General features: G+C 67.2%; 17 protein-coding genes. 9 read left to right on the top strand and 8 right to left on the bottom strand.

Annotated elements, in window-relative coordinates:
- Window position 1: 1 nt before the first annotated feature.
- Genes PGP17_RS05625 through PGP17_RS05615 form a run of 3 tightly spaced genes read right to left on the bottom strand, consistent with a single transcriptional unit; the run spans window position 2 to window position 1,382 of the window.
- Window positions 2-412, bottom strand: a complete 411-nt coding sequence (locus PGP17_RS05625) for a hypothetical protein (protein WP_270374563.1) — start codon at window positions 410-412, stop codon at window positions 2-4.
- Window positions 413-415: 3 nt separating this feature from the next.
- A complete protein-coding gene (locus PGP17_RS05620; RefSeq protein WP_135942992.1) occupies window positions 416-670 on the bottom strand; it encodes a type II toxin-antitoxin system prevent-host-death family antitoxin in 255 nt (84 codons plus the stop codon).
- Between the two features lie 49 nt (window positions 671-719).
- The gene (locus PGP17_RS05615) at window positions 720-1,382 is read right to left on the bottom strand and encodes a fused DSP-PTPase phosphatase/NAD kinase-like protein (RefSeq protein WP_270374562.1); all 663 of its coding nucleotides are present in this window, start codon (window positions 1,380-1,382) and stop codon (window positions 720-722) included.
- Between the two features lie 86 nt (window positions 1,383-1,468).
- Between PGP17_RS05615 and PGP17_RS05610 the strand changes: the two genes are divergently transcribed.
- From PGP17_RS05610 to PGP17_RS05585, 6 genes are all read left to right on the top strand, one after another.
- Window positions 1,469-2,263, top strand: coding sequence for a lysophospholipid acyltransferase family protein (locus PGP17_RS05610; RefSeq protein ID WP_270374561.1), 795 nt, complete (start codon window positions 1,469-1,471; stop codon window positions 2,261-2,263).
- Window positions 2,260-3,540 (top strand): 3-deoxy-D-manno-octulosonic acid transferase, encoded by a 1,281-nt coding sequence (locus PGP17_RS05605; RefSeq protein ID WP_270374560.1) that lies wholly within the window; start codon window positions 2,260-2,262, stop codon window positions 3,538-3,540. The genes PGP17_RS05610 and PGP17_RS05605 overlap by 4 nt, the downstream gene beginning before the upstream one ends.
- The gene (gene lpxK, locus PGP17_RS05600) at window positions 3,540-4,550 is read left to right on the top strand and encodes a tetraacyldisaccharide 4'-kinase (protein ID WP_270374559.1); all 1,011 of its coding nucleotides are present in this window, start codon (window positions 3,540-3,542) and stop codon (window positions 4,548-4,550) included. Before PGP17_RS05605 ends, lpxK begins: the two co-directional genes overlap by 1 nt.
- 9 nt (window positions 4,551-4,559) lie before the next feature.
- Window positions 4,560-5,465: a lysophospholipid acyltransferase family protein gene (locus PGP17_RS05595; RefSeq protein WP_270374558.1), complete on the top strand. Its 906-nt coding sequence runs from the start codon at window positions 4,560-4,562 to the stop codon at window positions 5,463-5,465.
- A 75-nt stretch (window positions 5,466-5,540) separates the two neighbouring features.
- Window positions 5,541-6,254, top strand: coding sequence for a response regulator (locus PGP17_RS05590; protein WP_135942986.1), 714 nt, complete (start codon window positions 5,541-5,543; stop codon window positions 6,252-6,254).
- The gene (locus PGP17_RS05585; RefSeq protein WP_270374557.1) at window positions 6,251-7,570 is read left to right on the top strand and encodes an ATP-binding protein; all 1,320 of its coding nucleotides are present in this window, start codon (window positions 6,251-6,253) and stop codon (window positions 7,568-7,570) included. Before PGP17_RS05590 ends, PGP17_RS05585 begins: the two co-directional genes overlap by 4 nt.
- An 18-nt stretch (window positions 7,571-7,588) precedes the next feature.
- On the opposite strand, the gene PGP17_RS05580 is transcribed toward PGP17_RS05585, so the two are convergent.
- The 5 genes from PGP17_RS05580 to PGP17_RS05560 form a co-directional block, all read right to left on the bottom strand.
- Window positions 7,589-7,891: a type II toxin-antitoxin system RelE/ParE family toxin gene (locus tag PGP17_RS05580; protein ID WP_270374556.1), complete on the bottom strand. Its 303-nt coding sequence runs from the start codon at window positions 7,889-7,891 to the stop codon at window positions 7,589-7,591.
- Window positions 7,888-8,169: a ribbon-helix-helix domain-containing protein gene (locus PGP17_RS05575; protein WP_270374555.1), complete on the bottom strand. Its 282-nt coding sequence runs from the start codon at window positions 8,167-8,169 to the stop codon at window positions 7,888-7,890. Before PGP17_RS05575 ends, PGP17_RS05580 begins: the two co-directional genes overlap by 4 nt.
- A gap of 266 nt (window positions 8,170-8,435) precedes the next feature.
- Window positions 8,436-9,302 carry a pyrroline-5-carboxylate reductase gene (proC, locus tag PGP17_RS05570; RefSeq protein WP_135942983.1) on the bottom strand — a complete coding sequence of 289 codons (867 nt, stop codon included), beginning with the start codon at window positions 9,300-9,302 and terminating at the stop codon, window positions 8,436-8,438.
- A 12-nt stretch (window positions 9,303-9,314) separates the two neighbouring features.
- On the bottom strand, window positions 9,315-9,812 hold the full coding sequence (locus PGP17_RS05565; RefSeq protein WP_135942982.1) for a YbjN domain-containing protein: 498 nt from the start codon (window positions 9,810-9,812) through the stop codon (window positions 9,315-9,317).
- Between the two features lie 105 nt (window positions 9,813-9,917).
- A complete protein-coding gene (locus tag PGP17_RS05560) occupies window positions 9,918-10,217 on the bottom strand; it encodes an accessory factor UbiK family protein (RefSeq protein WP_270374554.1) in 300 nt (99 codons plus the stop codon).
- Window positions 10,218-10,351: 134 nt separating this feature from the next.
- Between PGP17_RS05560 and lgt the strand changes: the two genes are divergently transcribed.
- The 3 genes from lgt (at window position 10,352) to PGP17_RS05545 (ending at window position 13,431) form a co-directional block, all read left to right on the top strand.
- Window positions 10,352-11,278: a prolipoprotein diacylglyceryl transferase gene (lgt, locus tag PGP17_RS05555; protein ID WP_270374553.1), complete on the top strand. Its 927-nt coding sequence runs from the start codon at window positions 10,352-10,354 to the stop codon at window positions 11,276-11,278.
- Window positions 11,275-12,399 carry a class I SAM-dependent methyltransferase gene (locus tag PGP17_RS05550; RefSeq protein WP_270374552.1) on the top strand — a complete coding sequence of 375 codons (1,125 nt, stop codon included), beginning with the start codon at window positions 11,275-11,277 and terminating at the stop codon, window positions 12,397-12,399. The genes lgt and PGP17_RS05550 overlap by 4 nt, the downstream gene beginning before the upstream one ends.
- 99 nt (window positions 12,400-12,498) lie before the next feature.
- Window positions 12,499-13,431, top strand: coding sequence for a ribose-phosphate pyrophosphokinase (locus tag PGP17_RS05545; RefSeq protein ID WP_135942978.1), 933 nt, complete (start codon window positions 12,499-12,501; stop codon window positions 13,429-13,431).
- The last annotated feature ends 30 nt before the right edge of the window (window positions 13,432-13,461 follow it).

Genomic DNA, 13,461 nt, shown 5'->3' with positions numbered 1-13,461 from the left:
GCTATTCCAGCCGTGAGACGGATAACGAAAGACCGCCCGCCTGCGCCAACGCCTCTCGCAAGACTTTCATATACGACCCGGAAAACCGGCCAAGCGGTGCAGATGGCGAGAGGTGAAACGACAGCCCCACGACATCGAAATTGCACTCGCTCACTACAATCCAGAGACGTTTGTCTACATTCAGTCCGGCCCGCTGCTTTTCCGGCCAGGGTATTTCCACGCCCGCGCCGCCGGAAGGCTGTCTGGTCGTGATCGCAAGCAGGATGAGTTGATCGCCCGCCGGTCTCACCAAACGAACCGCAACGGCGACCGGGCGCTCCTTGCGACCGGCCGTTTCACCTGCCAGAGCCTCCCGCCGCCACAGATACGGATAGCCGATGACGCTGCCCGTCGTGACCGCATCGAAGGCCATCGGTCAGGCCTCGTCGTCCTTGATATAGCGATCCATGGCCGCGAGCGTTTCCTCCAGGAGGTCGCGTGGCATCTCGGCGGTGGAGTAAGCCCGTCGCGGATCGGCTTGCGCCCGGAGGCGCTCATAATCCTCGACATTCATCACGACGAGGCGCGGCTTGTTGCGTTGGGTGATGGTCACCGGCCGGCGCAGTGCCTCGGCGATGATGTCGCCCGACTTGCGTGACAGGTCGCTGGTGGAGAAAATCGGATCGCTCATGCTGCGTTTCCCTTCATATGCAAGAAATACAGCATTTACGTGATTTGCGCTACTCCCGCCTCAGAACCTTCTCGGTGAGCATCGAGCCCCACCAGCTTGCCATGAAGCCGTCATGGCAAGCCTGCCGGTCGTATTCGGTGCGAACCCAGGTGAGGAAATCGATCGGCTCGCGCGCATTGCGCTGGCGGTAGAGATCGAAGAAATGGTCCAGCATGCCCGTCTTGCCCTGGCGGACATGGCCGTATTTGAAGGAAAGCTGCTGGACGGCGTCCTCGAAGGGGGCGCCCTCGTGCAGCAGCTTGTAGAGCACGGCCACGATACCGGCCCGGTCCGCGCCCGACTTGCAATGCATGAAGGCGGGATATTCGATCGTGTCGAAGACCTCGATCAGCTGTTCGATGCGCTCGACATAGGGCGCTTCGCGCGATCCCCAGGGCAGGTCGACAATGGCCAGACCGAGTTCGCGCGCGGTGTGGTGTTCGAGATCGTAATAATGGCGGCCCTTCTGCGACCCGCGCAGATTCAGGATCGTCTTGAACCCGGCCTGCTGGAGCACTTTCAGGCGTTCCGGGCTCGGCTGGTTGCCGCGCCACATGCCCGGCCCGACCTCGCGGAAATTCTTGAACGCCAGGCGCAGGACGCCGTGATCGCCCCACATCAGGCCGCGCATGGCGCGCTGATACTCGCTCTTGTCGGTCAGGTCGTAAGTCATGCGGGGCGACTTAAGCGCAGCGCGCGCGCCTGACAAGCCATCGCAGCGGTCACGGGGTGAAGGGGCGCACTGAGACCTCGCGGGCGATGATGCTTGACGCGGTGCGCGCCAAAGGCGAGCAAGATGGCACCATGTTCAAAGCGCTGCTCGACACCCCTGCGATCCGCTTCGCCATTGCCGGCCTGCTCTCCGTCTATGTGAGCCTGGTCAAGCATACGACGCGATGGACCTATGAGGGGCTGACGCCGATGGAGGCGGTCTGGCAGGGCGGCCGGGGCGTCGTCGCCTGCACCTGGCACGGGCGAATCCTGATGGCCCCTGTGGCCTGGCCCCGGCGCGCGCAACCGGTCTCGGTGCTGATCTCCCGCTCGCGCGAGGGCGAGGTCGTGGCCAGGTTCGCGGCCCTGCGCGGCTTCGGCACGGTGCGCGGATCCTCACGCAATGCCAAGAAGGCCGACCAGGACAAGGGGGCGCTCGCCGCCTTCCGCGCCATGGCCCGGCACGTGCGCCAGGGCGGCTGTATCGCGGTGACCCCGGACGGGCCGCGCGGGCCGCGCTACCGTGCTTCGCAGGGCGCAATCCGGCTGGCCAAGACTACCGGCGCCCCGATCGTCGCCATGGGCTGGTCGACGCGCTCGCGCATCGTGTTCAACTCCTGGGACCGCTTCGTCCTGCCGCTGCCCTTCTCGCGCGGGGCTATGGTGTGGACCGAGCCGCTCGTGCTGGAGCCGGGCGCGGACAGCGATGCGCTGGAGGCGGCCCGCCAGACACTAGAGACCCGGCTAATCGAGGCCACACAGCAGGCCGAACGCCTGACCGGGGCGGAGATCATCGAACCTGCCAAGGCCCCGTCCGCCCCCCGAGCGGATACCGGCCTATGAGTCTTCCGCCCGGATTGACGCTGTACCGCGCCGCGACGCGGGCCCTGGGCGGACTGGCCGGACCGGCGCTGACCCGGCGCGCCAAGGCCGGCAAGGAAGACAAGGCGCGCCTCGGCGAGCGTCTGGGCCGCGCCGGTCATCCCAGGCCGGCCGGACCGCTGGTCTGGATCCATGCGGCAAGCGTCGGCGAGAGCCTGGTCGCCCTCACCCTCGCCGAGGCGCTGCAGGCCCGCCGGCCCGGTCTGGGCGTCCTCATCACATCGGGCACGCGCACCTCGGCCCGGGTGATCGGCGAACGCGTCCGGCCCGGCCTGCTGCACCAATTCCCGCCGGTCGACCGGATCGATGCGGTGGAGCGTTTCCTGGACCATTGGCAGCCCGATCTCGCCGTCTTCACCGAGAGCGAGCTGTGGCCCAACCTGATCCTGGAGACGGCAAGGCGCGGCACGCCCATGGCGCTGGTCAATGCGCGCATGAACGAGCGCTCGCTGCAAAGCTGGAGGCGCTGGCCGGACACCGCGCGCTGGCTATTGTCCTGCTTCGACTGGATCGGCCCGGCCGACCTGCGCACCGCGCAGGGTCTGTCCGCCCTGCTGGGCACGCCGCTGGAGCCGGTCGGCAATCTGAAACTGGACGCAGGATTCACGCCGCCGGACGCCGATGCGCTCGACTGCGTGCGCCGCACCGTCGGTGCGCGCCCGGTCTGGGTGGCGGCAAGCACGCATGAGGGCGAGGACGAGATCCTTCTGGCCGCGCATGCCGAGATCCTGCGCGAAACCCCTGACGCGCTCCTGATCCTGGCGCCGCGCCACCCCGAGCGCGGCCCGGCGATCGGCGAGCTGATCGGCCGAACCGGCCTGACCGCAGCGCGCCGCTCCGCCGGAGAGACGCCCTCACCGGACACGGCCGTGTGGCTGACCGACACGCTGGGCGAGATGGCACTGTGGTTCACCGCCGCGCCGGTCGCCTTCATTGCGGGCAGCCTGCTGCCGGGCATTGGCGGGCATAACCCGCTGGAGGCCACTCGGGCCGGTGCCCAGGTCGTCACCGGGCCGCATACGGCCAGCTTCGACGATGTCTTCGCCGCCTATCGCGAGGCCGGAGCGGTCGAGACGGCGGGAACGCCGGAAACGATCGCGCGCGCCATCGAGCAGGCCTGGACACGCGGCGACGAAGCGCGGGCGGCGGGTGAGGCCGCCCTGGCTGCGCTGGCGGGCCAATCGTTGGACGTCACGCTGGGCGCGCTCCTGCCCCTGCTGCCCGGGGAGAGCGATTGATGCGCCCTCCCGCATTCTGGCAGGACGATGCGCCCCGCGGGTCGGCCGCCCTGACCCGCGCGCTGCTGACCCCGCTGGGCGCGCTCTATGCGGCCCTCGGGGCGCGGCGGATCGCACGTGCCACACCGCAGCGCGCCGGCATCCCGGTGATCTGCGTGGGGAACCTGACGCTGGGCGGGACGGGCAAGACGCCGGTGGTGCGTGCCCTGGTCGAACAACTGAGGCAGGACGGGCTGCGCGCAGCGTCCCTGAGCCGGGGCTGGAAGGGCCGGCTGGACGGCCCGGTGCGCGTCGACCCCGATCATCACACGGCGGGCGATGTCGGTGACGAGCCGCTGCTGCTGGCGCGAACGGGCGAGGCGTGGATTGCGCGCGACCGCGCCGCCGGAGCGCTGGCCATGCAGGCCGAGGGCGTGGACGTGATCGTGATGGATGACGGACACCAGAACCCCAGCCTCCACAAGGATCTCTCGCTGGTCGTGGTCGACGGGGAGGCCGGCTGGGGCGCCGGCCGGGTCTTTCCCGCCGGGCCGCTGCGTGAACCGGTGGCGCGCGGCCTTGCGCGCGCCGACGCGGTCATCGTGATGATGCCGGATGGCGAGACGCAGCCCGATTATCGCCGCCTGCAGCTGGTCGACAGCCCGCTGCCCGTGGTGCGTGCCTGGCTGGAGCCGGGCGAGGCGCCGCCGGAGGGACGCCTGCTCGCCTTTGCCGGAATCGGACGGCCGCAGAAATTCTACGACGCGCTGGCGCGGGCCGGCGGTGAGCTGGCCGAGACGGCGAGCTTTCCCGATCACCACGCCTTCTCCAGTACCGAGCTGGAGCGCCTCGCCGATCTGGCCGCGGCGCACCGCGCGCGCCTGGTTACAACCGAGAAGGACTGGGTGCGCCTTTCACCCGACTGGCGCAAACAGGTGGCGGCCTGGCCGGTCGAGGTGCGGTTTTCCGCACCGGCCCATGTCAGCGACCTGCTTCGCCAAAGCGTGGACGGCGCGGCGAAGCCCGGCTAGACCAACCCCATGACAACGCTTCTTCAAAGGCTGGGCTGGCGCGGCGAAGCCCTCGCCTGGGATGCCTATCAGGGCATGTTCCGGGCCATGGGGCTTGAGCGCGCGAGTGTTGCGGGCAGCGCCCTGCTGCGCCGGATCGGCCCGCTCAGCAGCGCGCATCATGTCGCGCGCGTGAACATGCGAATCGCCTTTCCCGATGCCCATGAACGCGAGCTGGACTCGCTGCTCGATGCGATGTGGGACAATTTCGGCCGGGTCCTGGGAGAGTTTCCCAACATGGATCGCTTCGACATGAGCGTGCGCTCGCAGCAGGTCACGGTCGAGGGCGCGGAAATCCTGGAAGATATCGGCCGGTCAAAGGCGCCGACCGTGCTGTTCTCCGGCCATTTCGCCAACTGGGAGATGATCGGCGCGACCCTGGCCCAGCACCTGAAGAGCTGCCGGATCACCTATCGCCACGCCAACAATCCGATCATCGACCGGCGCATCATCGCCCAGCGCCAGGCCTATGGCGTGCGTATCCTGACACCCAAGGGCGGTTCGGGCGCCAAGGAGATGCTGGCCGCGCTGCAGGCCGGCAACCCGGTCGGGCTGATGAACGATCAGAAGATGAATGACGGTATCGCGGCGCCGTTCTTCGGCCGCCCCGCGATGACCGCCTCCGGCCCGGCCCGGCTGGCGCAGCGCTATGACGCGCCCCTGGTGCCGATGTCGGTCCGGCGCGTGGAGGGCACGCGCTTTCACGTGAAGGTGCATGAGCCGCTCGATACACCCGAAGGCAGCGGAAACGAGGCGATCCTGCAGACCGTGACGCGCATCAACGAGTTTATCGAGGCGCGCATTCTCGAAGCGCCCGAGCAATGGTTCTGGGTCCATCGCCGCTTTGAAAAGCCGTTGTACAAGAAGCCGAAATAGTGTGAAGCGCGCCGTGAATTGTCTCTTCGGGCCGACCAGTCCACTCTGGCCACCCGCCCATCACCGGGTCGCCCCATGAACGATGCACGCCAGAGCCATATCCTTGTCGTCGACGATGACGACCGCATCCGCGAACTGCTGACGAAGTTCCTGCGCGCACGCGGCTATCGCGTGTCCGCCGCCCCGCAGGCTGCCAAGGCGCTGTCCATGCTGCGCTCGCTCGCCTTCGACCTTCTCATCCTCGACGTCATGATGCCGGGCATGGACGGGTTCGAGCTGACCGAGACGGTGCGCGAGACCGGCGATGTCCCGATCCTGCTGCTGACCGCACGCGGCGAGCCGGAGGACCGCATCCGCGGCCTGACGGCGGGCGCGGACGATTATCTGGCCAAGCCGTTCGAGCCGGAAGAACTGATCCTGCGCGTCCAGGCGATATTGCGCCGGTCGCTGCCCCGCACCCAGGGCCCCTCGCGGGTCGTGTTCGGGCCCTGGCAGCTGGATCTGGACACCGCGAACCTCCAGCGCGAGGGCGAGCGCGTGCGCCTGACCGGGGGAGAAGGCGCGCTTCTGGTCACGCTGGCCCAGAGCGCGGGTCAGCCGGTCAGCCGCGAAGCCCTCTCCGAGAAGGCCGCGGCCGGAGCCGGCGAACGCGCCGTGGACGTTCAGATCACACGGCTGAGGCGCAAGATCGAAGCCGATCCCAAGGCGCCGATCTGGATCCAGACCGTACGCGGGGAAGGCTACAAGCTCGTCGCCGAAGCCGTCTTCGACAGCGGGTCGGGCCGGTGAGGTTCCGCACCGGCATCAAGCGCTACCTGCCCAAGGGCCTGTTTGCGCGCTCGCTTCTGATCATCGTCCTGCCGGTGGCGCTGATGCAGGTTGCGGTGACGTGGACCTTCTTCGAGGAACACTGGGACACGGTGACGGCGCGGCTGTCGGAAAGCGTGGCGGGCGATGTCGCCATGATGACCTCGCTCTATCAAAGCCAGCCCGGGCGGTTCGAGGAGATGTCGCGTCAGGCCTATGACACGATGGGCCTGTCGGTCGACCTGCGCGAAGGCGATGTGCTGCCGACCGCGCGGCGCACGGCCTTCTTCCGAGCGCTGGACCGGGCCTTGCGGCGTGCCCTTTCGAACACGCTGGACGAGGAGTTCTGGTTCGATACCACGCGCTATCCCGAATATGTCGATATCCGCGTGGCAGTCGACGAGGGCGTGCTGCGCTTCATCGTGGTGCGCGAGCACGTGTTTGCCACGACCGGGCATATCTTCCTTTTGTGGATCATCGGCACAACGAGCCTGCTGACCGCGGTCTCGGTCATCTTCATCCGCAACCAGGTCAAACCGATCCGCCAGCTGGCCGAAGCGGCCGAGGCCTTCGGGCGCGGCCAGGACCGCGAACGCTTCAAGCCGGCCGGCGCGCGCGAGGTGCGACAGGCCGCCCACGCCTTCATCGACATGCGCCAGCGCCTGATCCGCCACATGGAGCAGCGCACGGCCCTGCTGGCCGGGGTCAGCCACGACCTGCGCACGCCGCTGACGCGGCTGCGCCTGCAGCTGGCCCTGATGCCGGCCAGCGAAGAGCGCGAAGCGGCGATGAAGGACCTCTCCGAGATGGAGGCAGCACTGGAGGAATACCTCGCCTTTGCCCACGGCCAGGCGGGCGAGGAACCGGGCGCGGTCAACCTGACCGCGCTGTGCTACGAGATCGGCGAGGATGTACGCCGCGAGGATGGCGGGGATATTGCGCTGGAGATCGAGGACGGGCTGGTCATACGCGGCCGCGCCGCGCCGCTGAAGCGGGCCCTGACCAATCTGGTCCAGAACGGTCGGGCCTTTGGCGAGCACGTCGTGCTGAGCGCATCGCGCACCGAGAGCCGGATCGAGGTCGCGGTCGACGATGACGGGCCGGGCATCCCCGAGCCCCAGCGCGCAGAGGCCTTCAAGGCATTTTCGCGCCTGGACGAGTCACGCAACGCCAACAGGAAGGGCGTCGGGCTCGGCCTGGCCATCGCCCGCGACACCGCGCGGGCCCATGGCGGGGATATCCGCCTGGAAGAAAGCGAGCTGGGCGGCCTGAGAGCCGTGCTGAGCCTGCCGGCGTGAGAGCCGGGCGCGGCGGGTTCAGCCCAGCAATCTCTCCAGGTCCCGGCCGCGATATATAATTCGCAGGATCACCACCCGGTCACCGTTGACCGTGAAGGCAATGGTCACGCACCGCTCGAAGCCGACAAGCCGGAGCCCAGGCCGGATATCGGGGCACTGACGTCCGCGCTCGGGAGCGATTTCGAAGCCCTCACAGTAAGACCGAATTCGCTCCATGAAGCCCATCGCAACCCGGACGCCGGATTTGCGCGCGATCCAGTCATGAAGATTGCGCAGGTCGCGTCTTGCGGCCACTTCGAAAACGACGCTGTAGCGCTTCACTCGTCGTCCGGGCGGAAGGAAGCGCTGTGTTCACGCAGCTCGGTAAAGGTCTGTTCAATTGAAACTGCCCGCCCCGGATCGGCCATCGCGGCGTCGTAGGTGGGCGCGACCTCCTCGACCAGCCAGCGCTCGATGACTTCGTCGCGTTCGCGAAGGGCATCCAGGCCAGCCTCGATGACTTCGCTTTCGGAGCCGTATTCACCGGACGCGACCTTCTTCTGAAGAAACGCCGCGTCGGCTTCTGGCAGGCTGATCGTACGGGTCTTCACATTCGACATGGCGGTGTCTCCTGACGCGGAGACGATACCATGCGCGGGGGTGGGAGGACAGATGAAGGAAGGTTCTCTTCGATCCCGCCCCCTCCGTCGCCTCCGGCGACACCTCCCCCGTGAACGGGGGAGGACATCGCAGAGGCTGCTTGCTCATCGTCAGCGCAGACGCCGGTGTGCTCCCCTGCTTGCGGGGGAGCTGTCAGTGCAGCTGACTGAGGGGGCGGGTGCCCTTCGACCTCGGCCCCTCCGGCCTCTTCGCGGGATAGAAGGGCCTACCCTTTGTCGTTCTTGGCGCTGCCGAGCTCGCGGCTCCGCTTTTCCGCCGCGGCCACGGCCTTGTGGATGAGGCTGGGCAGGCCGCCTTCACCCATCAGGACGTCGAGTGCGGCCTGGGTCGTGCCGTTGGGCGAGGTGACCGAACGGCGCAGATCGGCGGCGCTCGCACTGCCGTCGGCCAGCGACTGTTCGAGCATGGCACCAGCACCCGAGACGGTGGCCACGGCCAGGCGCTCGGCAAGGTCGGCAGGCAGGCCTTCGGCTTCGCCGGCACGCGCGAGCGCTTCGGCCATCAGGAAGACATAGGCCGGGCCGGACCCGGACACGCCGGTCGCCGCGCCCATCAGGCGCTCTTCCTCAAGCCATTCGACCGGACCGGTCACTTTCAGAAGTGTCTCGGCCTCGTCGCGCAGTTTCAGCTCGTCGGCCCGCTCGTTGGCGATGGCGACATTGATCCCCTTGCCGATAGCCCCGGGCACGTTGGGCATGTTGCGCACGATCGGACGGCCCGGGAAGGCCTTCTCGAAGGCGCGCAGACCGATGCCGGCCGCGACCGACACGATCAGCGTGTCCTCGCCGGCGACTTCGCTGAGCTGGGGCAGGATTTTTTCCATAACCTGCGGCTTGACCGCGAGAATGATCGTATCGACGGTCTTCGCGGTCTCCGCATCAAGCTGGGTCAGGTGCTGGACCCCATACTTGTCGGCGAGGTCCTTGGCCGGGCCTTGCAGCTCGGGCTCGACGAAGAGCAGCTTGTCAGCGGGAACGCCGCCTTCGCTCTTGCGGAGCCAGCCCGCGGCCATAGCCGCACCCATGCGTCCGACTCCGACCAGAGCCAGACGGCCATTGCGTTGATTGGTCATAAACCTGTCCTGTTATGCTTCGCCGGCGGTATCGAACATCGCAGCCGAGACGGACTCGGAGACGCTCTTGCCGCCCCAGATGAGATATTGAAAGGCGGGATAGAGACGCTCCCCGGCTTCCTTGGCGGCCCCGATAAGCCCTGCCGCCGCCGCCGGAGAAATGCCTTCACCGCCCGGTACGGCGAGCGCATGACGGAAGATCACCGAGCCATCTTCGCTCCAAACCTCGAAATGACCGAGATAGAGCCGCTCGTTGAGCCGGTTCACAAGCTCGCACGCCTCCCTGAAACGCTTCTCGGGCACTTTGAGTTCAAGGCTGCCGCAAATATGCAGCGCGTCGAGCTCGGGGCGCCAGGCAAACCAGATCTGATGATCGCGCCAGGCGCCGGGAACCGCGATATGCAGCTCGGTATCGTCGCGCTCATAGGCGTATTGCTCGGCAATGACCGCCTGCTCCACGCATTCGAGCGGGTCGGCCTCATAGGTGAGCGTGTCTTGATTGAGTTCCATGACCTTCACTCCCCTCGGTGCGATCGCACGTCTTGCTGCAGGCTAGGCAGGCGAGTGCCACCCGCGCAAGCACGATCCGCGACCAAGGATTTAAACTGTTCGCGTTTAAGACTTTTTCGCCGCCGGGCGTTTGCTCGCCGATGACGGTTTCCTGGACGGGGCTGCTTTTTGCCCCTCGAGCTCGGCGATTCGAGCCCGCAGCGATTCGGTTTCGGTGCCGAGCGCGTCGAGACGCGCCTTGACCGCATCGAACTCTTCCCGGCTGACCAGGTCGAGATCGGACGCCATGCGTTCGGCTCTGGCCCGGAACATCGTCCGGGCTTCTTCCCCTGCTGCCTGCGCCGCGCCGAAGGCGTCGGTCATCAGGTCTGCGATATCGGCAAAAATCGGGTTGCGCGACTGCATGACATCACCGTGTGCTCTGCTATAGGGGACCATATAGGCGTTCGAGGGCGGGTCGCGCAACGATCCGCGTCGTCGTACACAGTTACCGCCCCGGCAATCCTGGCTCCGGGGCGCATGGTTTGGGAGCCTCGCTCATGCTGGCCCGCTGCATTCCGACCTTCGCCCTGGACCCGGTGCTGGTCGAAATCCCCTTCCCGTTCTTCGGCCTCGAAGGCCTGCCCATACGGTGGTACGCGCTCGCCTACATTGCCGGGCTGTTCTTCGGCCTCTGGTACGTGAACCAGATGGTGCGCCGCCCGCGCCTGTGGACCACACACCCCAAGCCGGTCGCGGCTCCGATGAGCCGGGCCTTCGTCGACGATCTGCTGCTGTGGATCATGGTCGGCGTGATTGCCGGCGGGCGGATCGGCTATGTGCTGTTCTACCAGACCGCGGCGATCTGGGAGCGTCCGTTGTGGATCGCGACGGGCATCACCGAAGGCGGGATGAGCTTTCATGGCGGCCTGATCGGCGTGGCGCTGGCGATCTTCTTCACCAGCCGCGCGCACGGCGTGGAGGTGACGCGCACCGCAGATGCGGTGGCGGCGGCCACGCCGGTCGGCCTGCTGCTGGGCCGGCTGGCCAATTTCATCAATGGCGAGCTGTGGGGCCGCGAGGCGCCAAACCTGCCCTGGGCGATGCGCTTTGCCGGCGATCCCGAGTGCGCGCTGCGTCACCCCAGCCAGCTCTACGAGGCCACGCTGGAAGGCCTGGTTCTGTTCACGGTGATCGCTGTGCTGATCTGGAAGTGGCGCGCGCTGTCGCGTCCCGGGCTGGTGGCCGGCGTCTTCTTGGCCGGGTACGGCCTGTTCCGCGCCCTGGTCGAACTGGTGCGCGAACCCGACACGCATATGCCCGAAGCTCTGCAGGGCTATGTGACGATGGGAATGATCCTGTCCCTGCCGCTTATCCTGGTGGGAGCCGTGCTGATCTGGCGGGCGCTGAAGACACGCCCTGACGACCGGCCCGGCACCCTGGCCGACACCGCGTCCGAAGCTGCCAAGAGCCGTCAGAACGGATGACCGAGACCGACCTGCCCGAAGCGCGCATTCGTCAACGCCTGATGGACCGGATCGCCAGCGAAGGGGTGATCCCGGTTTCCGCCTTCATGGCCGAGGCCCTGTTCGATCCGGTGGCCGGATTTTATGCCACGAAAGACCCGATCGGCGCCGGCAGCGACTTCATCACCGCCCCGGAAATCAGTCAGATGTTCGGCGAGGTGATCGGATTGTGGCTGGCCCAGGCCTGGATCGACATGGGCTCGCCCGCCCGCGTCCAGCTCATCGAGCTTGGCCCCGGCAAGGGCACGCTGATGCACGACATCCTGCGCACGGCGCGGGTCGTGCCCGGCTTCGTGAATGCGATGGAAGTGACGCTGGTGGAGGCGAGCCCCGCGCTGAAAATGGTGCAGGGCGAGACGCTGGCCGAAAGCCCGGTGCAGATCCGCTGGGCCGACCGCATCGAGCGGGCACCGGCCGGGCCGAGCCTGGTCGTCGGCAACGAGTTCCTGGACTGCCTGCCGGTGCGTCAGGCCGTGCGCACGCAAGGCCTCTGGCGCGAGCGCTGTGTCGGCCTGCATCCTGAGGACGAGAGCCGGCTCGCCTTCGTGCCGGGCCCTCAGCTCGCCGACGCCGACCTGGAGCTGATCGCGCCCGCGCTGCGCGATGGACCGGACGGCACGCTGGCCGAGCTGCGCCCCGGCGATCACCAGATGGTCGAAGCGCTGGCGGCCCGGTTCACCAACCATCCCGGCCGCGCCCTGTTCATCGACTACGGACCGGACACCAGCGAGGCCGGGGATACGCTGCAGGCGATCCGGGCGCACGAGAAGGTCGATCCGCTGGACCGGCCGGGTACGGCGGACCTGACCGCGCGGGTCGATTTTGAGGTTCTGAGCCAGGCTGCCCGCAGTGCCGGGCTGTCGGTGCATGGCCCGACGCCGCAACGCGATTACCTGGCTGCGCTCGGCATCGCGCAACGTACCAACATGCTGGCGGCCAAGGTGCCGGAGAAGCGCGAAACCCTGCTGCGTCAGCTCGACCGGCTGACGGCGGAGGACGAGATGGGCACGCTGTTCAAGGCGATCTGTCTGTCTTCGGAGGGCTTGCCGCCACCGGCCGGACTTGGTCCGTCCACGGCTTAATGCGCGCATGTGCGCGAGAATCCGCAGCGCTGCCTTTGCGCCCTGCCAAAGCTCTGCTATGAGCCGCGGCAGATGCGGCAAGCGAAGGGATAACCTGCCATGAAGCTCATGTGTGGCAACGCCAACAAGCCTCTGGCCAAGACCATAGCCGATTATCTCGACTCGCCGCTGTCCAATGTCGAGATCGAAACCTTCGCCGACGGCGAACTCTTCTGCCGCATCGACGAGAACATGCGCGGCGAGGACGTTTTCCTCATCCAGCCGACCTCCAAGCCGGCCAACACCCATTTGATGGAATTGCTGATCTGCATCGACGCGCTGTCGCGCGCGAGTGCCCGTCGCATCACCGCGGTCATCCCTTATTTCGGCTATGCGCGCCAAGACCGCAAAACCGGCGGCCGCACGCCCATCACCGCCAAGCTGGTCGCCAACCTGATCGCGCGCGCCGGGGCGGACCGGGTGCTGACGCTCGACCTGCACGCCGGCCAGATCCAGGGCTTCTTCGACATCCCGACCGACAACCTGTTCACCACGCCTGTCTTCGAACAGGATATCCGCAAGCACTATCAGACCGACAACCTGCTGATCGTGTCGCCGGATGTGGGCGGCGTGGTGCGGGCACGCGCGCTGGCCCAGCGCCTGGGCGCGGAAATCGCCATTGTCGACAAGCGCCGGCCGCGCGCCGGGGTGTCGGAAGTGATGAACATCATCGGCGAGGTCGAAGACCGGCGCTGCATCATCTTCGACGACATCATCGATTCGGGCGGCACGCTGTGCAACGCGGCCGCGGCGCTCAAGGACCAGGGCGCGGCCGAAGTTTCCGCCTACATCACGCACGGTGTGCTGTCAGGCAAGGCGGTGGAGCGCATCGAAAGCTCGGTGCTGAAAGAGCTGGTGGTGACGGACTCCATCGATGTGCGCGAGCGCAGCGCCGCCGCGCCGAATATCCGCGTGCTGGGCGTCGCGCCTCTGCTCGGCGAAGCGATCCGGCGGATCGCAAACGAGGAATCGGTCTCCAAACTCTTCGACTAGGCTTCGTGCCTCGCGATTTGCCGGAACGGC

Source organism: Marinicauda sp. Alg238-R41, from assembly GCF_947331485.1.
GTDB lineage: Bacteria > Pseudomonadota > Alphaproteobacteria > Caulobacterales > Maricaulaceae > Marinicauda > Marinicauda pacifica.
This window is presented reverse-complemented; position numbering and strand designations above follow the sequence as displayed.

Excerpts from the sequence above, each read along its gene's own strand:
- PGP17_RS05575 (WP_270374555.1), bottom strand. The coding sequence starts at position 8,169 with ATGTCGAATGTGAAGACCCGTACGATCAGCCTGCCAGAAGCCGACGCG.
- lgt (WP_270374553.1), top strand. The coding sequence starts at position 10,352 with ATGCTGGCCCGCTGCATTCCGACCTTCGCCCTGGACCCGGTGCTGGTC.
- PGP17_RS05595 (WP_270374558.1), top strand. The coding sequence starts at position 4,560 with ATGACAACGCTTCTTCAAAGGCTGGGCTGGCGCGGCGAAGCCCTCGCC.
- PGP17_RS05550 (WP_270374552.1), top strand. The coding sequence starts at position 11,275 with ATGACCGAGACCGACCTGCCCGAAGCGCGCATTCGTCAACGCCTGATG.
- PGP17_RS05615 (WP_270374562.1), bottom strand. The coding sequence starts at position 1,382 with ATGACTTACGACCTGACCGACAAGAGCGAGTATCAGCGCGCCATGCGC.
- PGP17_RS05565 (WP_135942982.1), bottom strand. The coding sequence starts at position 9,812 with ATGGAACTCAATCAAGACACGCTCACCTATGAGGCCGACCCGCTCGAA.
- PGP17_RS05610 (WP_270374561.1), top strand. The coding sequence starts at position 1,469 with ATGATGCTTGACGCGGTGCGCGCCAAAGGCGAGCAAGATGGCACCATG.
- PGP17_RS05605 (WP_270374560.1), top strand. The coding sequence starts at position 2,260 with ATGAGTCTTCCGCCCGGATTGACGCTGTACCGCGCCGCGACGCGGGCC.
- PGP17_RS05620 (WP_135942992.1), bottom strand. The coding sequence starts at position 670 with ATGAGCGATCCGATTTTCTCCACCAGCGACCTGTCACGCAAGTCGGGC.
- PGP17_RS05625 (WP_270374563.1), bottom strand. The coding sequence starts at position 412 with ATGGCCTTCGATGCGGTCACGACGGGCAGCGTCATCGGCTATCCGTAT.
- PGP17_RS05545 (WP_135942978.1), top strand. The coding sequence starts at position 12,499 with ATGAAGCTCATGTGTGGCAACGCCAACAAGCCTCTGGCCAAGACCATA.
- PGP17_RS05590 (WP_135942986.1), top strand. The coding sequence starts at position 5,541 with ATGAACGATGCACGCCAGAGCCATATCCTTGTCGTCGACGATGACGAC.
- lpxK (WP_270374559.1), top strand. The coding sequence starts at position 3,540 with ATGCGCCCTCCCGCATTCTGGCAGGACGATGCGCCCCGCGGGTCGGCC.
- PGP17_RS05560 (WP_270374554.1), bottom strand. The coding sequence starts at position 10,217 with ATGCAGTCGCGCAACCCGATTTTTGCCGATATCGCAGACCTGATGACC.
- proC (WP_135942983.1), bottom strand. The coding sequence starts at position 9,302 with ATGACCAATCAACGCAATGGCCGTCTGGCTCTGGTCGGAGTCGGACGC.